This is a genomic window from Halomicronema sp. CCY15110 (genome assembly GCF_016888165.1).
Lineage (GTDB): Bacteria > Cyanobacteriota > Cyanobacteriia > Phormidesmidales > Phormidesmidaceae > Halomicronema.
Map to the genome: position 1 here is coordinate 1 of NZ_JACSWC010000234.1, position 19,641 is coordinate 19,641.

General features: G+C 55.9%; 18 protein-coding genes and 2 pseudogenes. 12 read left to right on the forward strand and 8 right to left on the reverse strand.

Features of this window, described 5'->3' with window-relative positions; genetic code table 11:
• Window positions 1-200 precede the first annotated feature (200 nt).
• The 4 genes and pseudogenes from JUK32_RS08575 to JUK32_RS08590 form a co-directional block, all read right to left on the reverse strand.
• A pseudogene (locus JUK32_RS08575) lies at window positions 201-412 on the reverse strand (methionine gamma-lyase family protein); the annotation flags it as partial.
• A gap of 19 nt (window positions 413-431) precedes the next feature.
• Complete coding sequence (locus JUK32_RS08580; RefSeq protein WP_204138442.1) at window positions 432-674, reverse strand: hypothetical protein; 243 nt, start codon at window positions 672-674, stop codon at window positions 432-434.
• A pseudogene (locus tag JUK32_RS08585) lies at window positions 655-934 on the reverse strand (BrnT family toxin). The gene JUK32_RS08580 and the pseudogene JUK32_RS08585 overlap by 20 nt, the downstream one beginning before the upstream one ends.
• A gap of 14 nt (window positions 935-948) precedes the next feature.
• A complete protein-coding gene (locus JUK32_RS08590; protein ID WP_204138443.1) occupies window positions 949-2,178 on the reverse strand; it encodes a methionine gamma-lyase family protein in 1,230 nt (409 codons plus the stop codon).
• Window positions 2,179-2,257: 79 nt separating this feature from the next.
• On the opposite strand from JUK32_RS08590, the gene JUK32_RS08595 reads away from it, so the two are divergent.
• The 8 genes from JUK32_RS08595 to JUK32_RS08630 all read left to right on the forward strand — a co-directional run bounded on the left by JUK32_RS08595 (window position 2,258) and on the right by JUK32_RS08630 (window position 10,114).
• Window positions 2,258-3,076 carry a fatty acid desaturase gene (locus tag JUK32_RS08595; protein WP_204138444.1) on the forward strand — a complete coding sequence of 273 codons (819 nt, stop codon included), beginning with the start codon at window positions 2,258-2,260 and terminating at the stop codon, window positions 3,074-3,076.
• A gap of 289 nt (window positions 3,077-3,365) precedes the next feature.
• Window positions 3,366-3,908, forward strand: coding sequence for a bidirectional hydrogenase complex protein HoxE (hoxE, locus tag JUK32_RS08600; protein WP_204138445.1), 543 nt, complete (start codon window positions 3,366-3,368; stop codon window positions 3,906-3,908).
• Window positions 3,909-4,149: 241 nt separating this feature from the next.
• Window positions 4,150-5,796, forward strand: coding sequence for a NuoF family protein (locus JUK32_RS08605; protein WP_204138446.1), 1,647 nt, complete (start codon window positions 4,150-4,152; stop codon window positions 5,794-5,796).
• Window positions 5,797-5,809: 13 nt separating this feature from the next.
• Window positions 5,810-6,859 carry a hypothetical protein gene (locus JUK32_RS08610; RefSeq protein ID WP_204138447.1) on the forward strand — a complete coding sequence of 350 codons (1,050 nt, stop codon included), beginning with the start codon at window positions 5,810-5,812 and terminating at the stop codon, window positions 6,857-6,859.
• The gene (hoxU, locus tag JUK32_RS08615; RefSeq protein ID WP_204138448.1) at window positions 6,849-7,565 is read left to right on the forward strand and encodes a bidirectional hydrogenase complex protein HoxU; all 717 of its coding nucleotides are present in this window, start codon (window positions 6,849-6,851) and stop codon (window positions 7,563-7,565) included. Before JUK32_RS08610 ends, hoxU begins: the two co-directional genes overlap by 11 nt.
• The gene (locus JUK32_RS08620; RefSeq protein WP_204138449.1) at window positions 7,553-8,107 is read left to right on the forward strand and encodes an oxidoreductase; all 555 of its coding nucleotides are present in this window, start codon (window positions 7,553-7,555) and stop codon (window positions 8,105-8,107) included. Before hoxU ends, JUK32_RS08620 begins: the two co-directional genes overlap by 13 nt.
• 157 nt (window positions 8,108-8,264) lie before the next feature.
• The gene (locus tag JUK32_RS08625; protein ID WP_204138450.1) at window positions 8,265-8,498 is read left to right on the forward strand and encodes a Calvin cycle protein CP12; all 234 of its coding nucleotides are present in this window, start codon (window positions 8,265-8,267) and stop codon (window positions 8,496-8,498) included.
• A 188-nt stretch (window positions 8,499-8,686) separates the two neighbouring features.
• The gene (locus tag JUK32_RS08630; protein WP_204138451.1) at window positions 8,687-10,114 is read left to right on the forward strand and encodes a Ni/Fe hydrogenase subunit alpha; all 1,428 of its coding nucleotides are present in this window, start codon (window positions 8,687-8,689) and stop codon (window positions 10,112-10,114) included.
• A gap of 120 nt (window positions 10,115-10,234) precedes the next feature.
• On the opposite strand, the gene JUK32_RS08635 is transcribed toward JUK32_RS08630, so the two are convergent.
• Window positions 10,235-11,215, reverse strand: a complete 981-nt coding sequence (locus tag JUK32_RS08635) for a LysR family transcriptional regulator (RefSeq protein WP_204138452.1) — start codon at window positions 11,213-11,215, stop codon at window positions 10,235-10,237.
• 401 nt (window positions 11,216-11,616) lie between these two features.
• On the opposite strand from JUK32_RS08635, the gene chrA reads away from it, so the two are divergent.
• The 3 genes from chrA to murQ all read left to right on the forward strand — a co-directional run bounded on the left by chrA (window position 11,617) and on the right by murQ (window position 15,219).
• Window positions 11,617-12,855: a chromate efflux transporter gene (gene chrA / locus JUK32_RS08640; RefSeq protein ID WP_204138453.1), complete on the forward strand. Its 1,239-nt coding sequence runs from the start codon at window positions 11,617-11,619 to the stop codon at window positions 12,853-12,855.
• 272 nt (window positions 12,856-13,127) lie between these two features.
• A complete protein-coding gene (locus tag JUK32_RS08645) occupies window positions 13,128-14,069 on the forward strand; it encodes a GDP-L-fucose synthase (RefSeq protein WP_204138454.1) in 942 nt (313 codons plus the stop codon).
• A 217-nt stretch (window positions 14,070-14,286) separates the two neighbouring features.
• Window positions 14,287-15,219, forward strand: coding sequence for an N-acetylmuramic acid 6-phosphate etherase (murQ, locus tag JUK32_RS08650; RefSeq protein ID WP_204138468.1), 933 nt, complete (start codon window positions 14,287-14,289; stop codon window positions 15,217-15,219).
• Here murQ and JUK32_RS08655 read toward each other — a convergent pair.
• On the reverse strand, window positions 15,210-15,350 hold the full coding sequence (locus tag JUK32_RS08655) for a hypothetical protein (RefSeq protein WP_204138455.1): 141 nt from the start codon (window positions 15,348-15,350) through the stop codon (window positions 15,210-15,212). The two genes, murQ and JUK32_RS08655, sit on opposite strands and share 10 nt — an antisense overlap.
• Window positions 15,351-15,582: 232 nt before the next feature.
• On the opposite strand from JUK32_RS08655, the gene JUK32_RS08660 reads away from it, so the two are divergent.
• The gene (locus JUK32_RS08660; protein ID WP_204138456.1) at window positions 15,583-16,005 is read left to right on the forward strand and encodes a DUF1622 domain-containing protein; all 423 of its coding nucleotides are present in this window, start codon (window positions 15,583-15,585) and stop codon (window positions 16,003-16,005) included.
• A 142-nt stretch (window positions 16,006-16,147) separates the two neighbouring features.
• On the opposite strand, the gene JUK32_RS08665 is transcribed toward JUK32_RS08660, so the two are convergent.
• Complete coding sequence (locus JUK32_RS08665; RefSeq protein ID WP_204138457.1) at window positions 16,148-18,409, reverse strand: SulP family inorganic anion transporter; 2,262 nt, start codon at window positions 18,407-18,409, stop codon at window positions 16,148-16,150.
• A gap of 127 nt (window positions 18,410-18,536) precedes the next feature.
• Window positions 18,537-19,640 carry a lipopolysaccharide assembly protein LapB gene (locus JUK32_RS08670; RefSeq protein WP_204138458.1) on the reverse strand — a complete coding sequence of 368 codons (1,104 nt, stop codon included), beginning with the start codon at window positions 19,638-19,640 and terminating at the stop codon, window positions 18,537-18,539.
• Between the last annotated feature and the right edge of the window lies 1 nt (window position 19,641).

The window sequence follows — 19,641 nt, forward strand, 5'->3', positions numbered from 1 at the left end:
TGAGTTCTCGAAAGTGACGACTTTCTCACGATGAGACTACCGATACTTTGCTCCCAAAACTTTTCTGCACCAGTGAGTATAGTTCCTCTGAGGTGTTATGTTCCTAGTCCCACACTGCCTAACAGCTTATGGCCGCACCCTTGATTTTTCAGGGTAAGAGAATTCAGTGTTGGAATCAAGTGGAGTAGTAATCCTGGGGTCTAATTGGCTAACTCAATCGCTACCACCGCCGCGTCTAACGCGATCGCCACATGAGCCCAGTGGGTGCCGCCTTGGCAGTAGACCACGTAGGGTTCCCGCAGGGGGCCATCGGCGGAGAGTTCCGAAGTGCTGCCGTCGATAAAGGTGCCGCCCGCCATCACCAGTTCGCTGTCGTAACCGGGCATTCCCGCCGGGATGGATCCAGGTAGGGTTCCACCGAGTTGCAGTCTCTAAGCAGTTTCCCCATCTGCTGAACGTGGCATAGATTCAATCAGTGCCCTCAACACTCGGTTCACTGATTCCGGCGTTGTCAAGACTTGAGCTACATCGTCATCCAAAACCACGCCAGTGCGTTTTGCAGTGTTTTCCTGGGCCGCAAATCGATTGGGTTTTGCCTTGGTGTAGTCAAAGCGGTATTCATCCAATAGCTCATCTTCAAAGTGATGTGAGTTATCAGAGGGTGTATTGTTCATAATCCTCACGCTCCTTGCGAGTCGCTAAACGAGCACTAATCAGGCGGATATGGCTGGTTCGAATGGTAAAAGCAACCAGTAACAAACGATTCTGTTGAGAATGACCAATCGCGATCTCTCGGCGTTCATCAGCAGAATGAGTTTCATCATCAAAAATGACTGCCAACGGATTCACAAATACTGTCTTAGCCTCTTCAAAGCTAACACCCTATTTTTTTCAGATTAGCAACCGCTTTGGAGGCATCCCATGCAAATTTCATACCCGCGCCGCCCCTCAACTCACTTGCTGAATCGCTGCCACCGCCGCGTCTAACGCGATCGCCACATGGGTCCAGTGGGTGCCGCCCTGGCAGTAAACCACGTAGGGTTCCCGCAGGGGGCCATCAGCGGAGAGTTCCGAAGTGCTGCCGTCGATGAAGGTGCCGCCCGCCATCACCAGTTCACTGTCGTAACCGGGCATTCCCGCCGGGATGGGTTCCACGTAGGCATCGACCGGAGAGTGCTGCTGAATGGCCTTACAGAAGGCGATCAGCTTTTGCGGAGAGCCGAGCTTGATGGCCTGGATGACGTCGCGCTGGCGGGCCTCAGCGGGGGGATTGACGGGGTAGCCGAGCTGGTCAAAGGTGTGGGCAATCAGGGCGTTACCTTTCATGGCTTCGCCGACCATTTGCGGTGCGAGAAATAGCCCCTGGAACAAGAGACGGTTTTGGCCCAGGCTGGAGCCGCCGCTGCCGCCAATGCCGGGGGCGGTGAGGCGACAGAGCGCCATTTCCACCAAATCTGCCCGTCCAGCGAGGTAGCCACCCGTGGTGGCGATCGTGCCGCCGGGGTTTTTGATCAGCGATCCAGCTATCAGGTCAGCACCGACGGCGGTGGGTTCCCGATCTTCCACAAATTCCCCATAGCAGTTATCGACAAAACAAATAGTATTGGGGTTCTGTGATTTGACAATCTGAACGATGCGTTCAATTTCGGCAATTGTCAGGCTGCGACGCCAGCTATAGCCGCACGATCGCTGAATTAAGACCATTCGGGTATTCGAGCGGACGGATTCCCCCAGGCGATCCCAATCCACAGAACCGTTTATAGTAAGGGATAATTCTCGGTAGGTAATCCCAAAATCCTTAAGGGAACCTTGGTGATGGCTACGGAGTCCAATCACTTCTTCTAAGGTGTCATAGGGGGAGCCAGCAACCGCGAGCAATTCGTCGCCGGGACGTAACACGCCATACATGGCACACGCGATCGCGTGCGTTCCAGAAACGAGTTGTACTCGCACCGCCGCGGCTTCTGCCTGCATGACATCGGCGAAGACACGATCAAGCGTGTCACGACCTAAGTCGTCGTGGCCATACCCAGACACACTGGCAAAATGGTGACTGCCAACCCTATGCTCACGCATGGCGGCTAATACCCGGCTCAAGTTTGCCTTAACTTGCAGGTCAATTTCCCAAAAAGACTGGGAGAGTGCGGCCTCAGGGAAAGAAATGTCTGGGGATATCATCGGGAAGTCAGTTTCTACTGTGTAGAGTGTATTCTCCCGTGAGCCTGTACATCCCTGTTCAAATGCTGAGAAATTGCGAATGACAACAGCCATAAAAAATTTAGAAAAACCAGTTATTGATTGGCCTACAACCCTGTTTATGGTGGCAATCCATGGGTTGGCTTTATTAGCCTTTATCCCTGGCAATACCACTTGGGCCGCCGTTGGCGTTGCTTTGGTGTTGCACTGGATCACCGGGTGCTTGGGGATTACCCTAGGCTGGCACCGACTCATTGCCCACAAAAGTTTTGAAGTGCCCAAATGGCTGGAATATTTCTTCGTCGTTTGTGGCACCCTCGCCTGTCAGCATGGCCCCATTGTGTGGATTGGTCTGCACCGCCACCACCACCGATATTCGGATAAGCCGAATGATCACCATGATGCGGGTAAGGGCTTTTGGTGGAGCCACATGGGTTGGCTACTGAGAGATGTGCCAGCGAAAGAGGAAATCCATAAATTCACTCGCGACATCGCTGATGACCCGGTTTACAAGTTTTTTGAAAAATACTTTTTGATGATGCAGGTGCCTTTAGGGGTAGTGCTCTACCTATTAGGTGGCTGGCCCTTTGTGATTTGGGGCATCTTTGTGCGTCTGGTGGTGGTGTATCACTGCACGTGGTTTGTGAACAGTGCCACCCACAAGTTTGGCTATCGCACCTATGAAACGGACGATACTTCGACCAACTGCTGGTGGGTCGCCGTGGTGACCTACGGCGAAGGTTGGCATAACAACCACCACGCTTACCAACATTCAGCTCGTCACGGTCTGAAATGGTGGGAGGTCGATATTACCTGGATGCACATTCGCCTGCTGCAAGCGCTTGGACTGGCTCGCAAGGTCAAGATCGCAGAATCGTAAGGGTGGCTTATTGAGCTAAAAATCATCATTTTGTCGAACAGAGGGGCGATCGCCCCTCTTTTTTTGTGCCTGGCTGAGCTGACGGATGGGCACAGATTAGGAGCGCCGCAGCTAAAGTTCTCTAACTACGAGGAATATATTTTCTAAGAAGCGTAACTTTTCCGTGCGCGAAGGTTAAAAATGTCTGTGGCTTTGACCGGGGATCGCTCTTGTCGGATACCACGGTAGATAACTGCGTCGGTCTCGCAAAGCTGGGCCGACCGGGCTGATGCTCAAGTGAGGGTTTGCTATGCCCACTGCCGCTGTATCGAAGACCGAAACGCTGGCCCAAGCCGAGGGAGTTGCCCCTAAGGACAAACAGAAAGATCAAGGCGATCTCCGCTTCAAACGCCTTGATGTCACGATGAAGCGCAACCAGTTCAAGCCCGATGCGCTGATCGAAGTGCTCCACGCCGCCCAAGAAGCCTTTGGCTACTTGGATGAAGATGTGCTCATGCATGTCGCGCATGGCCTGAAATTGCCACTAAGTCGCGTGTATGGGGTGGCGACGTTTTATCACCTCTTTAGCCTGAAACCCAATGGGGAGCATAACTGTGTCGTGTGTACGGGCACGGCTTGTTACGTCAAAGGGTCTGGCAAGGTGATGGCGGCGCTGAAAGCAGAACTCGGCATTGAAGAGGGCGAAACCACTGCAGATGGCAAAATTTCGCTGATGTCAGCTCGCTGCATTGGGGCCTGCGGCATTGCCCCGGCTATCGTCTATGACGGTGAAGTGGCGGGTAAACAACAGGTCGCCGATGCGATCGCCAAAATCAACGCATTGCGGGCCTAGAGGGAGACAAGGGACTGGTATTGAGTTGAAGATTTTAACCTCACCGCCTGCGGCACCTCTCCTTCGCAAGGAGAGGTTTAGCGAGATGCTGGCGGGATGAGCCGATGCTCTAGGAGCGCTCCGGTCCCTCTCCTTCGCAAGGAGAGGCTAGGTGAGGTTCTTCCCCGCCATCCCTAAACTGGCAAATTCACTGTAACTATCAATTCCTGACTGATTCCAGACGTTAACAGGAGACGGGCATATGGACTTAACCGAACTCAGAGCAGTTGCCCAGAAGGAAAAAGACCGTCAACGACCGACGCGAATCCACTGCTGCACCTCAACCGGCTGTCGCGCCGCCAGTGCCACCGAGGTTTATAACAATCTCAAAGCAGCAGTCAAAGCACAGGAGTGTGGCGATCGCCTCGAAGTTGTCAGCGTGGGCTGCATGGGCTTTTGCGGCCAAGGCCCCCTCGTCCAGGTTGATCCCGACAATCACCTGTACGGCCAAGTGAAGCCCCAAGAGGCCGAGAGCATTGTGACGGCCACCCTGGGAGAAGGCCGGACGGAAGCTGAGCAGCTTGATCCCGAGCAGCCGTTCTTTGCATATCAAACCCCGGTGGTGCGCAAGCATAGCGGCAAGGTAAACCCCGAAAGCATTGAAGAATACATTGCCGTCGGCGGCTACGAATCGCTGTACAAAGTGGTGCACGACATGACGCCCGCTGAGGTGGTGGCAGAAGTCTCCAACAGCGGTTTGCGGGGCCGGGGTGGGGGCGGTTATCCCACCGGGTTGAAATGGGCCACCGTCGCCAAAATGCCCGAAGGTCAGAAGTACATCATCTGCAACGGGGACGAAGGCGACCCCGGCGCGTTTATGGATCGCAGCGTACTGGAAAGCGATCCCCATTTGGTGCTGGAGGGGATGGCGATCGCGGGCTATGCCGTCGGTGCCGACCACGGCTACGTCTACGTGCGGGCGGAATACCCCCTCGCCATTTCCCGCTTGCAAAAGGCCATCAAGCAAGCGAAAAGATACGGCTTGATGGGCAGTCAAATTTTCGACTCCCCCTTCGACTTCAAAGTGGATATTCGCATCGGGGCGGGGGCCTTTGTCTGTGGCGAAGAGACGGCGCTGATTCAGTCCATCGAAGGGGCGCGGGGCAACCCCGTCCCCCGACCGCCCTACCCAGCGCAGAAGGGGCTGTACGACTGCCCGACCTTGATTAACAACGTGGAATCCTTTGCCAACATTGCCCACATCATCGGCGAAGGCGCTGAAGCCTATGCCAGCATCGGCACCGAAAACAGCAAAGGCACCAAAATCTTTGCCCTTACCGGCAACATCCGCAACAACGGTCTGATCGAAGTGCCCATGGGCATCACCCTGCGCACGATTGTGGAAGAGATGGGCGGCGGTGTCCCCGATGGCGAAGTCAAAGCGGTGCAAACGGGTGGCCCCTCCGGCGGCTGCATTCCCAAAGACCTGCTCGACACGCCCGTAGATTATGACTCGCTGAAAGCCGTCGGCTCCATGATGGGCTCTGGCGGCATGGTGGTGATGGATCAAAACACCAACATGGTGGAAATCGCCCACTTCTATATGGAGTTTTGCCGTGAAGAAACCTGCGGCAAGTGTGTGCCCTGTCGGACTGGCACGGTGCAGCTTCACAGCCTCCTGACCAAGCTTCTCAAAGGCCAGGCGACGGCAACCGACTTAGAGCAGTTGAAACAGCTTTCTTACATGGTGCAGGAAACCAGCCTGTGCGGCCTGGGTATGAGCGCTCCCAATCCGGTGCTGAGCACCCTGCGGTATTTCCCCGAAGAATATACCTCGCTGTTGGTGCAGCCTGCCTATCTGAATGGGCACGCCGCTGAACCTGCGATCACAGCCACTGCGAAGGGATGAGGAGGATATAGAAATGCCTCAAGCCATTCGATTGTGGCAAGTTAATGAGCAAGATCGTCTTCAAGAAATCAAGCAAACGTCTCTTGATTTGGAGCAACGCTTACATGCTTGGTTAGAAGCTGATATTTCAATAATCTCTAATGATCTTTTGGTCATTGGCAGCGAAGTCAGGACGTTCTATGGCGGATTCATTGACTTACTTTGTATCAACTCATCCGGTGATTTAGTTGTCGTTGAACTCAAAAGAGGTTTGACTCCTAGAGAAGTCGTGGCACAGACTCTCGATTATGCTTCATGGGTGAAAGAGTTATCGCGTGAGCAAGTCATCGACTATGCCGATGAATACCTTAACCGGAAATTTAATTTACACCTTGAAGACGCTTTCCAAAGGCAATTCAATACTGAACTACCTGAAGCCCTGAATGAAAATCATAGCCTTTTAGTTGTTGCCTCTAGCTTTGACAAAAGTTCGGAGAGAATCATCAACTATCTCTCAGAAGACTATGGAGTCAATATCAATGCTTTAACGTTTCAGTACTTTAACCATGAAAGTGATCAAGAATTCTTGGGAAGAGTCTTTTTGATTGAACCAAGTGTTGTCCAGCGAGCTAGTCAAAATAAGAAAGGCTACAAGCGTAAACCTAATTTGACTCGTGAAGAACTGAGGAATCTATCGCAAGAGAATGGTGTGGGTAAAATTTATGAAAAGCTTGTGCAGGGCTTGCTGAGTGAATTCTTCAAGAAGACAAATACCACTTTAAGTTCACTTGTTTTCTGTGGCGATTACAGCTTGTCAAGAAATGCGGCCATCTTAAGTTTGGATGTGACTGATAGTAATGCTGAAGAAGGGCTACTTTTCCGATGCTTTACTATGCGTTTTGCAGAATACATGAAAGTTTGTGAGGAAAGCATGATCTCTTGCTATCCAAGCAACTATCAACCTTGGCAGTACGATCACAGCGGCTTACCACAGTGGGAAGGACATAAAGGTTACTTCACGAGTACAGATGATGTTGAAAATTTCCTGGCAAAACTGGCGGAGGTAGGAAAGCATGGCAGTTAATACCCTCACAATTGACGGCAAAGAGATCGCCATTGAGGCGGGCAAAACGATTTTGGATGCGGCGAAGGAAGCGGGAGTGCCGATTCCCACCTTGTGTCACATGGAAGGGGTCCACGATGTGGGGGCTTGTCGCCTGTGCATTGTGGAAGCCGAGGGCACCCCGAAGCTGTTGCCCGCCTGCGTCACCGCTGCCACCGAAGGCATGGTGATTCACACGCAGACAGAGAAGTTACAAAACTACCGCCGCATGACGGTGGAGCTGATTTTTGCCGAGGGAAATCACGTTTGCTCGATCTGCGTGGCGAATGGCAACTGCGAATTGCAGGATGTGGCGGTGGACGTGGGGATGGATCATTCTCGCTTTAGCTATCGCTTCCCCGATCGCGGCTGCGACCTGTCTCACTCCCAATTTGGCATTGACCACAATCGCTGCATCATGTGTACCCGTTGTGTGCGCGTGTGCGATGAGGTGGAAGGAGCCCACGTGTGGGATGTCGGCAGTCGCGGACCTGACTGCTTTATCGTGGCGGGGCTGGATCAGCCCTGGGGCGAGGTGGATGCCTGCACGTCCTGTGGCAAGTGTGTCGATGCTTGTCCGACGGGCGCAATTTTCCACAAAGGTGAAACGACGGGAGAAAAAGAGGGCGATCGCGGCAAGATGGCCTTCCTGACCACTGCACGGGAGAAGCAAGAATGGACAAGATAAAGTTTGCCACGGTTTGGCTAGCGGGCTGCTCCGGCTGCCACATGTCCTTTTTGGACTTGGATGAGTTTCTGATCGAGCTGGCGGGGTTAGTGGACGTGGTGTTTAGCCCCATTGGCACCGACCTGAAGGACTATCCCGAAGGGGTGGATGTGTGCCTGGTGGAAGGGGCGATCGCCAATGAAGAAAACCTGGAACTGGCCCTGGAAATCCGTCGCAAAACCAAAACCCTAATTTCCTTTGGGGACTGCGCGGTAACCGCCAACGTGCCCGCCATGCGCAACATGATGGGCAACAAAACCGCCGCGCCCGTGCTCGAACGCGCCTACATCGAACTCGCCGACGAAAAACCCCATCTCCCCAATGCGCCTGGCATTGTCCCCGAATTATTAGACCGCGTCCTCCCTGTGCATGAGGTCATTCCGATTGATATCTTTATGCCGGGGTGTCCCCCTTCGGCCGATCGCATTCGCGCCACTCTGGAACCACTGTTGCAGGGTAAAACGCCAGAAATGGTCGGTCGTGAGATGATCAAATTTGGATAGAGGCGACTGACCCACACCGTTGTCGCCCTCTGGTCTGCCGCCACTAAACTCTGTGACGCCAGCCCTGGGGCAACCGGTGAGCCACTTTTTCCAGTCGGCATGCAGCACCTCTGTCTAATTTCTGTAAATTAGCTCTGGACCGAGAGGATTTGATTTCATGAGTGTTGATAGCAAAGATTTCCACGAAAAGTTAGAGCAAGCCCGAGCCGATGCTCGGACTATCTGTGCCGAAAAGGGCGCAAGCTCTTCGGAATGCGCGGCGGCGTGGGATATCGTCGAAGAAATGCAGGCGGAAGTTTCCCACCAGCATCAAAACCCCGAAAAAAGCAGCTTCGATAAATACCTAGAGGAAAATCCTGACGCCCCCGAAGCTCGCATCTACGAGGACTAATGTCCTGTTAAAGAAGCAGTGGATATGGAGTCAGAGGGGCCGCCCGGCCCTGGCTGATTGCTCCGACGACGCCACCCCCCTGATGAGGGGAGACAGAGGCGATCCCGAGATCGCCCCAGGCAACGTTGATATTCACTGCTTCCCTGCCCAAGTTCCCCACACCGACCGTCGAAGGGAGGCCACCAACCATGTCTAAAACTATCGTTATCGATCCCATCACCCGTATCGAGGGCCACGCCAAGATCTCCGTCATGCTGGATGACGCGGGCGAGGTCACCGATACCCGCTTCCATGTGGTGGAGTATCGCGGGTTCGAAAAATTCTGCGAAGGCCGCCCCTTTACGGAAATGGCGGGCATTACCGCCCGCATCTGCGGCATCTGCCCCGTCAGTCACTTGATTTGCGCCGCCAAAACCGGCGACAAAATTCTCGCCGTCAAAATTCCCAAGGCGGCGGACAAACTGCGTCGTTTGCTGAACCTGGGACAAATCACCCAATCCCACGCCCTATCCTTCTTCCACCTCAGCAGCCCTGACTTTCTGCTCGGCTGGGACAGCGACCCGGCGAAGCGCAATGTCTTTGGTCTGATTGCCGCCGATCCTGACCTAGCTCGGGCGGGGATTCGCCTGCGCCAGTTTGGTCAGCGGGTGATCGAAATCCTCGGCGGACGCAAGATTCACGCCGCCTGGACGGTACCTGGTGGAGTGCGATCGCCCCTCTCCCCAGACGGTCGGGCCTGGATTCTAGAGCGCCTCCCCGAATCTCTGGAAACTGCTCAGAAAGGGCTGGACATCTTCAAACAGCTCATCAACGGCCCGATGAAAGAAGAGGTGAAAGTCTTTGGCAACTTCCCCTCGCTCTTTATGAGCTTGGTGGGTAAGGGCGGCGCTTGGGAGCACTACGACGGCCATCTACGCTTTACCGATAGCGAGGGCAACATCGTCCAGGACAACCTCAGCGAAGACGACTACGCCGACTTCGTGGGCGAAGCGGTGGAAGACTGGTCGTACCTGAAGTTTCCTTATTACAAAGCGCTGGGTTACCCCGACGGCTTGTATCGCGTTGGCCCCCTAGCGCGGCTGAACAACTGCACCCACATCGGCACCCCCAAAGCGGACGCCGAGTTGCGGGAATTTCGCGACTATGCCGATGGTGTGCCGACATCTTCGTTCTTGTATCACTACGCGCGGCTGATCGAAATTCTGGCGTGCCTGGAAAAAATCGAAGAGTACATGGACGATCCCGACCTGATGTCCAATCGCTGTCGGTCAGAAGCGGGCGTGAATGAATTGGAAGCGATCGGGGTTAGTGAAGCGCCGCGCGGCACCCTCTTCCACCATTACAAAGTGGATGAAAACGGCCTACTGGAAAAGGTGAACTTGATTATTGCTACGGGCAACAACAACCTGGCGATGAACAAGACCATCAAGCAGATCGCCCAGCACTACATCCACAGTGAAGATATCCAGGAAGGATTTTTGAACCGAGTGGAAGCGGGCATCCGCTGTTACGACCCTTGCCTCTCCTGTTCTACCCATGCGGCGGGCCAGATGCCTTTGGACATCCAAATTTACAATGCCCAAGGTGAGGTCATCCGGCAGGTGATCCGCGATTGATGCGGGAGCGATCGGCCTACAGGCTGGGGCGAAGCATTGCTGAAATAACGTATAAGATGTGAGATCCTAGCGACAACACTCCGCCCCTGCACAATGGGATGAGCGATGAGAAGGTCGGCTTTATTTGCCTGAGGCCACTAATTTGGGATCAACTTCATCTACTGCGGTGGTGGTGGCGAGTTTGATGTCTGGCAAGAGTTTTTGAGCCATGGGCTGGCTCTCTTCCAGGAGGTAGTTGAGGAAGGTATCGGCCACCACGGAGAGTTGCTTCCCGGCCAAGCTAGCCACGTACCAATGCCGTTCGATGGGGAATTGTTCGACATCGAGGATGGCGAACTCGCCCGTCGTGCCTTCAGAAATAATGGTGTGAACCGATAGGACGGAAATGCCTAAACCGCCGGCGATCGCCTGCTTAATGGCCTCATTGCTGCCCAGTTCTAGCCGCACCTTTACTTCCACGTCGTGCTCATCAAATAGCGACTGCACCGCTTGCCGCGTACCGGAACCCGGTTCCCGCATGATGAACTGCTCGCCGCTGAGCGCCTTAATCGGAATATTTTTCTGCCCGACCAAGGGGTGATTCTTGGGGGCGATGACCACCAAGGGATTTTCGAGGAAGGGGTGGATCTTCAGATCCGGCTGTTCCGGAGTTTGGCTGATGATGTACAGATCATCTTCGTTATTCGCCATGCGCTCTTGAATATTTTGGTGGTTGGTCACCTTGAGCGAAATGTCGATGCCGGGGAAGCGTTGGCAAAACGGTCCCAATAGACGGGGCACAAAGTACTTGGCAGTCGTAATGACCGCGATTCTGAGTTGGCCCTGCTTCATCCCTTTGATGTCGGCGATCGCCATCTCAAACTGTTCCAGCCCTTCAAAGACGCGCTGACAGGTATCGAGGAGTTGCTGTCCCGCTTGGGTGAGATACAACCGCTTACCAATTTGCTCAAACAAGGGCAGCCCGACGGCTTTGGTGAGTTGCTTGACCTGAATTGAGACGGTGGGCTGAGTGAGGTACAGCTCTTCAGCAGCGCGGGTAAAGCTTCCGTGACGGGCGGTGGCCTCAAAAACTTTGAGTTGGTGTAGCGTGGCGTGAAACAACGATTTAAGTCTCCCAATTGTGCGCCAAGGCTATCATAGACCAGATTCTATTAACTTGTCACTTTATCGGGCTACGAATCTATGATATCCGGACTTGTATAAAAATGTCTGGGGGTGGGCAAAGGACTTCTATTGTGTTTAATCTATCGAACTATCTGGAAAGATTCGGTTAATTGTGGACTTCCTTAAGGTTTCTACGATCCATCTGGAGGCTGGTGGGATGTTTAGGGTCTGGCAGCGCGATCGCGTCAGCTCACATTTAGGCAGATAAAGCCCCGATGTGTTCTACACAGCCTGCTAAATACGAGTTCTCCTTGACAATACAGAGACATTTAGCGGCGAGCAGTTAACGACATCGCTCGGCTCGGCTGCTTTGCTCATCCAGATCAGCGGTTTGAACCATGTCTTCACCCCAAACGGATGCTCCGTTGCCCTTGAGCGATCGCCTGCGCGAACTGGTGCAAATTTTTAGTCGGTTGGGCTGTGTGGGATTTGGCGGACCGCAGGCTCACATTGCCATGCAAAATGACGAAGCCGTGGTGCGCCGACAATGGCTCACGCAAGAGCAGTTCAGCGACGGGATGGCGATTTGTGAAATGTTGCCCGGCCCCGCCTCGACGCAAATGGGCATTTATCTGGGCTACATCCGTGCCGGACAGTTAGGGGCGTTGGTGGCGGGTATCGCGTTTATCGCGCCCGCCTTTTTGATTGTCGTGGGGATGTCCTGGGCGTACTTTCGCTGGCAGGCATTACCGCAGCTAGACGCGCTATTTTTTGGCATCGCCCCGGTCATGATTGCCATCATTCTGGGCTTTTGCTGGAAGCTGGGCAAAAAGTCGATCCGCGATTGGCCGGGAGTAGCAATCGCGATCGCGGTGGGGCTCGCCGTCGGGGGGTGGCGCTTCAACCCGCTGGTCGCCTTCGTCATCGCGGGTCTGGTGGGAGTCGTGTTGTATCGCCCGCGTCGCGGGTCGGCCCAGCCGCTGTGGCTGCCGCTGGTGCTGATGACGAGTGTGCCGCTGGCAACGGTGCCCACTGAGGTATTAGCTTTATCGAGCTTTTGGGGTTGGGAAAGCATCGGCGAGTTTTTCTGGCCGTTGGTGACGTTATTCTTCAAAACCGGCACCTTTACCTTCGGCGGCGGGTTGGTAATCATTCCCCTACTGGAATTTGAAGTCGTGGATCAGCTGCAATGGCTGACCCGCCGCGAATTTCTCGATGGGGTGGCGATTGGACAACTTAGTCCCGGTCCGGTGGTGCTGACGTCGGCGTTTATTGGTTTCAAGGTGGCGGGGATAAGCGGGGCGTTGGTCGCGGCGGTGAGTATCTTTGTGCCGTCTTTTTTATTCATCATGGCGGGGGCTCCGGTATTGCTTCGCCTCCGGGCCAATCCTTGGGTGCAGGCGTTTCTCAAGGCGGTGCGGCCAGCGGTGTTGGGGGCGATCGCGACGGCGGCGATTCCCCTGATGCAGACTGCTATCGTCGAGCAGGCATCGCCCGTGTTGATGGCGATCGCCGCCCTCATTGGCGTCGGTTCGCTAGTTGCCCTGATACGGTTGAAGGTGCCGACCTGGCAACTCGTGCTCGGTGGGGGTCTGTTGGGACTATTGACCGGAGCCATATTGGGTAACCCAGTTTGATCATTGCCGTCTGGTATAAATGCCCCCAGAGTCGGGCATGCTGAAAAGGGCATGGTCGACACGGCTGATGGTGCCCAGCGCTAGCGGCTTTTACTGCTCGGCCCCAGGATGACGCTGGTCTGACTGCCCGGCCTCTGACCGAACGGATGGGCTGGCTAGCATGGTAAACCTGAATGGGAGGCGATGCTGATCAGTGGGCGCTGGTCGCCGCCCCGCCGATGTTGGCATCCCGATATGTCTTGCCCGCTCACCCTTTCTCCCCTAGCTGAATGATGGATACTCAAGCAAAAATCTTTGTCGCTGGACATAATGGCCTGGTGGGTAGTGCCATCGTTCGTACGTTGCAGGCGCGAGGCTACACCAACGTCATCACGCGATCAAGCAAACAATTGGATCTACGGCAGCAAGCGGCGGTTGAAGATTTTTTCGCCACCGAACAGCCCGAATATGTCTTTCTTGCTGCCGCCAAAGTGGGGGGCATTCAGGCCAACAATGTGTATCGCGGCGAATTTCTCTACGACAACTTGATGATTGAGGCCAACGTCATCCACAGCGCCTATCGCCATCAAGTACAAAAGCTGCTGTTTTTGGGCTCTTCCTGTATTTACCCCAAACTGGCTCCGCAGCCGATGCGCGAAGAGGCGCTGCTGTCAGGCTTTTTAGAGCCCACCAACGAGCCATATGCGATCGCCAAAATCGCCGGACTCAAGCTCTGTGAAAACTACTGTCGGCAGTACGGCGTGAACTTTATTGCCGCGATGCCGACGAACCTGTATGGCATCAACGACAACTTTGACCTGGCCAACTCCCATGTGTTGCCCGCCCTGATGCGCAAATTTCACGATGCCAAGGTGGCGGGCGCATCCACGGTGACGGTGTGGGGGACGGGCGAACCCTTGCGGGAATTTTTGTATGTGGATGACCTGGCGGATGCCCTGCTCTTTTTGATGGCTCAGTATGATTACCCCGAATTCATTAATGTGGGCACGGGGGCAGAAATTTCCATTAAAGAGTTGGCCCTGACGATGCAAGCAGTCGTGGGCTTTGAGGGGGAACTGGTGTTTGATACCTCGAAACCCGATGGCACCCCACGGAAGCTGATGGATGTCTCGCGCCTGCAGGAGCTGGGTTGGCAAGCCCAAACCGATCTCAAAACCGGCATTGAGCAAACCTATGCCTGGTACCTCCAACATCTCGATACCATCCGGCGGTAGGCCCAGGGAACTCAACCGTCCCGATACCTGATTTCGGCTGGGTTTCTCTCCCCGACTGCGGTGGACTGGGGCTACCGCGATCGCTCCGCTGTCCTCGCCCGCTGCCCTGGTAGACCGGGCTCATTTGTCGGGACTAGCAAGCGGCTCAGTTTTTCATTTCTCTCTACTGTCTCAATCATGCTCTAGGAGTTGTCCGGTGACTTTTGCTAACGCCCCCCTGCCCGACTCGCCGATTGATCGCGGCCACTTGCTCACCGAGCAGGCTAACCCCGCCAGTCAAAACCTGGATCAACTTTCACCATTGGAGTTTGTCGATTTAGTCAATGCTGAAGATCAGCAAACCTTAGCTGCGATCGCGGGCGCGCGCGCAGATCTCGCTGCCGCCATCACCCTCATTGCCGACTCGATGCGGCGGGGCGGGCGGCTGTTTTATATCGGGGCGGGTACCAGCGGTCGCCTGGGGGTGCTCGATGCCTCGGAATGTCCGCCCACCTTTTGCACCCCGCCCGATCTCGTCCAGGGCATCATCGCTGGGGGAGCCGGAGCCCTGATCCGCAGCTCCGAAGGACTCGAAGACATTGCTGAAGATGGCGCGGCCATCATTCACGAGCACCACATTCACGCACATGATGTCGTCGTGGGCATCACGGCTGGAGGCACCACGCCTTATGTGCACGGCGCACTAAAGGCCGCCCAGCAGCGGGGGGCAGCGGCCATCCTAATCGCCTGTGTACCCCGCGAGCAGGTGCCCGCAGACTACGATGGCGACATTCGCCTCGTCGTCGGCCCCGAAATCCTCGCCGGATCGACCCGGTTGAAGGCAGGTACGGTCACCAAAATGGCTCTGAATATCCTCTCCACGGGCGTGATGGTGCAGCTGGGCAAGGTGTACGGCAACCGCATGGTCGATGTCGCTGTGACCAATACGAAGTTGCGCGATCGCGCCATCCGCATCCTCAGTGACCTGACGAACCTTGAGCGCGACCCCGCCGCTGACCTGTTAGACCGCAGTGGTCAGCGGGTAAAACTCGCCCTCCTCATGCACTGGAGCGGTCTTTCGGCCACCGCAGCGGAAACCTGTTTGCAAGCTCACCAGGGCCAGCTGCGTCAAGCCTTGCACAGCTCCAGCTCAAAGTTGCCTCAGGCTTGAATGATGGCGGTTTCGGAGCCGAGAATGGGGCCGAGTACGCTGAGGGCCACGGGCCAGATCGGAAAGCTTGAGCAGAGGGCATGGTAGGACAACGCCGCCCCCCACGCCGCACAGCGCGATCGCGCTGCCATTTCAGCCCCGTTTGGATCAGGAGTTGAACGGGTTTACCGGGCAAGAGGCGATCGCGCACACCCTGCCTCATGGCATTGAGGAAGCGGACTCAACGGCAAGCGATCCCAAAGCCTAGCGGGTTTCTGGCGGCGCTGTATGCTCGGTGGGCAACGCATCGTTACGTTTGAATCGCCAAAATCAAGCAAAATTGACCTACCAATCAAACGTACAACAGGGCATGAGGTGATGGAAATGGAACTGTTGCAGGGCTGGGAGCACGGGCTGAACTGGCTGGTGGCCTGGGCCAAAATCATCCTCGAATCAATTTCCGTGTTTTGCGTGATGCTCGGTTTGTTGAAAACTGGTCAGCTCATTGTGCAAATTCGGCGACGGCAACGGCGCGGTGAAGAATTCCCCTTTAACCAAATTCGCCTCAGATTTGGCACCTGGCTCGCGGTCGCGCTGGAGTTTCAACTGGGGGCGGATGTGTTGGCGACGACGGTGACGCCCTCCACCGACGACTTGATCCGGCTCGCCATCATTGCCGTGGTGCGGACTTTGCTGAACTACTTTTTGGGCAAGGAATTGGAGGCGGAAATGGCGTTGGAACACCGTAAGGAAGCCCATCAAGCACACATGGCAGCAACCTATGGGCCGCAGTCTGACACCGTTTGAGCGGCACCGGAGACGTTCCTCGCTGTCGTTGCCTTTTGCGCAACAGGACTTGGAGCCCAATTGGCTCTGTCGTCGCGGGACAGGGAACGGGAGGCGCGGTGCATTAGGGGCAAAGGGCGATCGCGGCCCCAGCCGACAAATCTCACTGCATCACGCGCAGTTGCTCACCCCGACGGATCAGGCTGTCGCAGAGCAATTCCACGATGTGGCGCTGTAGTGCTTCGACCAGATCGGGATCAGTGGCTTGCATGTGCTGATAAGCCGCTGGGGTTAAGGCAAACAGGTGGCAGGGGGTTTTAGTGATGACAGCAGTGGAGAGCGGCACCTTTTTGTAAAAGCGCATCTCCCCCAGCAGTTGACCGCTGGCGCAGGTTTGTAGGCGCTTGGTGCGGCCATCTTCCAGGGTGAGCAAGACATCGACCTGACCGGACTCGATGAAATAGAGGGGGGCGGGTTGGGCATCCGCGTAGAGCGACTGTCCGGCGGGTACGGCCTGAGGTTCTAAATAGGGCAGAAATCGGGTCACTTGGGCCGAGGTGAGAAATTGTTGTTCTAAGAGCGATGACAGACTGGCTGGGGGCGGGTCTGAAAGGTTGGCTGGGGCCAGCAGTTGGTGTTCACACCAGGCCAATCCCCGGTCGAGGTCGGGGCATATCTGGCAGCGATCGCTCTCAAAGTCGAGTCCTTTTCCCCGTTCCAAAGCGGCGGCGCAGTCGGGCAAGAGGTTGGTCAACACCAGCGTGAAATGTTCCTGGCGAGCCAGTTTCAGGATTTTGTTGAAGGTGAGGACGGCGGAGGAGTCCAGCCCCGTCACCTGGCGAAAATCAATGACGACGTAGCGGAGGGGCACGGTGGCGGTGGCCGAGTCGGAGGACTGGGTGAGGCGATCGCGCACCTTATTCAATAAATAGTTGGCCGTGCCAAAAAATAGAAAGCCCTGGAGTTCCAGCGCGTAAATTTGCTGCCCCTGCTGGGCCAGCAGCGCCGCTTGTTCAGGCGTCCGGCTCAGGGTATTGCTGTGTCCAGTCGCGCCCGAAAAGACCTGCTGCGCCACATCGACCTGGCTGTAGCGATACATAAACAGCACCACCGTCATGACAAAGCCGACGGCAATGCCGGGTAAAAAACCGAGCCAGTCGATTAAAACGAGGGTGAGCAAAACGGTCAAATAATCGCTCAACGGCAATTTGAAATAGGCCTGATACAGCCACTGCCATAGCAGCGAGAGGCCCAGATAGAGAATCAGGCTGCCGAGCACCGCTTTGGGCAGATAGGCCAAAAAGGCCGAGCCCAAAGCCAACACGGCAATGGACGGCAGCACCGCGATCAGGCCCGTGAGTCGATAATTCGCCGCCAGATCATTAACGAGCAGGGTGCTGGGAAGAGCTTGGGTGCCGCCCATGCCGCTGCCCAATCCCGACAGCAGATTCGCGAGCCCGACGGACTTCATTTCGCGATTGAGGTTGAGGTCACGCCCGACGATCAGCTCAATACTGCTGTTGCTGAGCAGCAGCGATAACAGGGTGACAAACATCACCGTTACCAGGCTGTCGGCTTGATGGGCGATCGCGCTCCACTGAATTTGCGCGATTGCCCCGACGGTCAGCGGTTGCCAGAGCTGTGCCCCGTCGGGGAAGGGGCCGAGCAGCCACCCGGCGGCCCGCGCTTGATCGAGCGAAATATCGACCAATTGAAGGGCACCGAAAAAGCTGGCGGTACAGACCAGCAGCGTGGCGGGCATGACCCAAAATTGTTGCCAGCGGCGCGTGGCGATTAAGAGGGCGATCGCAAACCCGACCCCCGGTAGCCAGCGCCACAGCATTTCCGGCTGGGCTAAATCCAATAGCAGCGAGGGATTAAACGAGCGGCCCGTGGTGATTTGCAGGAAGCCTTTGGTCAGCAGCCAGCCGGTACCGGCCATAAAGCCGCCAACGACGGGATAGGGCACAAACCGAATGCGATCGCCCTGCCGTAAGAGTCCCAAAACCAGCAGCAGACTCCCAGTGAGCAGCGCACTGAGGGCGATCGCGGCGAGCACCGTCACTAACGTCACCTCGGCGTCGGCCCCGGCTAACTCGGTGGCGATCGCCGCTGCCATCAGCGCCACAATCGTGGTGGGGGCGGCCAACGGCGTGGCGATCATGCCGGGGAGGCCGCTGGTGAGGGCGACGACCCCCAAAGTCAGGCCCGTACTAAAGACCGTCATGCCCAACCCGGTCGGCAAGTGCAGCGCCAACGGGCCTGAAAAAATTAGGCTGGCGTAGGAAATCGCTCGGATGACGCCGATAATGCCCGTGACCAGTCCCGCTGACAGGCTGGCAATCCAGACTTCGGGCTGAGTCCAAGATTGCAGTCTTTGCCCCAGCGCGGCGGCAAACGAGGGGCGATCGGCAAACGACTGCATAGGGATTCCATCCATTCAGGGCAACGTCGGGCACGGTGGTGTCACACGCATTGCACCGCACTGGGTTACCTATTCAGTACCGCATCTAGAGTCATGCTTGGTGTAGCCAGTTCCACAGTTTGGTCAATCAGCTTGCCGAGGCCGCTGTGACAGCGTTGTAGCGAATAAAGTGCAGACTGCTGTAGAGATGAAAGGTCGGATCCCAGTTACTTTCTTTGACGCGAGCGATGTCTAACTGGGGCTTGAGGGGGGGCAGGAGGTCGATCAATTCGATCGCGCTATCCCCAAACTTACTAAAGCCGTCGTGATCAGGCCCGGTCACGCGATCGCGCAGATACTGCACTAAGGCTTGCCACTGGGGGCGCATGGCTAACCCCTTGTCGGGAATGGCCTCAGCATTGGGGAGCGGATTGCCCTGGCGAAAATCGTAGGTGCGATCGCACAGGCGCAACACACAGCGCCGTCCGTGACAGTGCAAATCCACAACTTCGGCATAGTCCTGGGTTTTTTCGGCCCGTTTGAGTTGCCGCCAAGCCCCCACGTCCACCACGGACTCAAAGAGGGGAATCTGCCCCCGCACCATTTGGGTGACTTCGCTCCAGTCAAACGCGATCGCCCCCACTTGTCCGTCGGCGTTCATACAAATGACTTCCGCCTGGGGCTGCACCCGCCGAAAATTTTGCACCCGAAAGACGGGCAAATTTTTGATATCCGCCAGCTTCACCCAAAAGGCGGGCATCTGCGCCTCAGTAAGAGCCTGACTGTAATATTGCAAATCGCCCACTGGGCCGACTCGGTAAAGCCGCCAACTCCGACTGGGCACCTGCAACCGCGCCATGTAGGCATCAATGCCCATCACTTTGGCAAGGCCCTGAGCCGCCGTTTGACGGGGTTCACCCACCACGGGCTCTAAACACATGAGCCCAGGATCTTGGCCCGAGGGCTGGGCCCGGGCGGTTTCCAGGGCGTGCTCTTTGGCTTGGGCGACGCTGGCCTGCACCCGCTGAATGCCTTGGCGGGCTTGGGCCATGATTTTGGCACTGGTGACCTGCCGCAAGACCGCCAAATAAGCTTTCTCGGCTTGCTCCCAGCGCTCGGTAGCTTCTTGATACTGACCCGCCATCAGCAAAAAGCGGGGATCTTTGGCGTCTTGCTGTCGCCACTGCTGGAGCAATTTGGCAGCGGTGCGAAAGTCCTTCTTTTCCAGGGCAGTGGCGATCGCGTCTTGCATG

What these genes read in the sequence shown, in the direction of transcription:
- JUK32_RS08645 (WP_204138454.1), top strand. Translation starts at nt 13,128, where the DNA reads ATGGATACTCAAGCAAAAATCTTTGTCGCTGGACATAATGGCCTGGTG.
- JUK32_RS08580 (WP_204138442.1), bottom strand. Translation starts at nt 674, where the DNA reads ATGAACAATACACCCTCTGATAACTCACATCACTTTGAAGATGAGCTA.
- JUK32_RS08655 (WP_204138455.1), bottom strand. Translation starts at nt 15,350, where the DNA reads ATGGCAGCGCGATCGCGCTGTGCGGCGTGGGGGGCGGCGTTGTCCTAC.
- JUK32_RS08665 (WP_204138457.1), bottom strand. Translation starts at nt 18,409, where the DNA reads ATGCAGTCGTTTGCCGATCGCCCCTCGTTTGCCGCCGCGCTGGGGCAA.
- JUK32_RS08610 (WP_204138447.1), top strand. Translation starts at nt 5,810, where the DNA reads ATGCCTCAAGCCATTCGATTGTGGCAAGTTAATGAGCAAGATCGTCTT.
- JUK32_RS08660 (WP_204138456.1), top strand. Translation starts at nt 15,583, where the DNA reads ATGGAACTGTTGCAGGGCTGGGAGCACGGGCTGAACTGGCTGGTGGCC.
- JUK32_RS08605 (WP_204138446.1), top strand. Translation starts at nt 4,150, where the DNA reads ATGGACTTAACCGAACTCAGAGCAGTTGCCCAGAAGGAAAAAGACCGT.
- hoxU (WP_204138448.1), top strand. Translation starts at nt 6,849, where the DNA reads ATGGCAGTTAATACCCTCACAATTGACGGCAAAGAGATCGCCATTGAG.
- JUK32_RS08590 (WP_204138443.1), bottom strand. Translation starts at nt 2,178, where the DNA reads ATGATATCCCCAGACATTTCTTTCCCTGAGGCCGCACTCTCCCAGTCT.
- JUK32_RS08625 (WP_204138450.1), top strand. Translation starts at nt 8,265, where the DNA reads ATGAGTGTTGATAGCAAAGATTTCCACGAAAAGTTAGAGCAAGCCCGA.
- chrA (WP_204138453.1), top strand. Translation starts at nt 11,617, where the DNA reads ATGTCTTCACCCCAAACGGATGCTCCGTTGCCCTTGAGCGATCGCCTG.
- JUK32_RS08630 (WP_204138451.1), top strand. Translation starts at nt 8,687, where the DNA reads ATGTCTAAAACTATCGTTATCGATCCCATCACCCGTATCGAGGGCCAC.
- hoxE (WP_204138445.1), top strand. Translation starts at nt 3,366, where the DNA reads ATGCCCACTGCCGCTGTATCGAAGACCGAAACGCTGGCCCAAGCCGAG.
- JUK32_RS08595 (WP_204138444.1), top strand. Translation starts at nt 2,258, where the DNA reads ATGACAACAGCCATAAAAAATTTAGAAAAACCAGTTATTGATTGGCCT.
- JUK32_RS08620 (WP_204138449.1), top strand. Translation starts at nt 7,553, where the DNA reads ATGGACAAGATAAAGTTTGCCACGGTTTGGCTAGCGGGCTGCTCCGGC.
- JUK32_RS08670 (WP_204138458.1), bottom strand. Translation starts at nt 19,640, where the DNA reads ATGCAAGACGCGATCGCCACTGCCCTGGAAAAGAAGGACTTTCGCACC.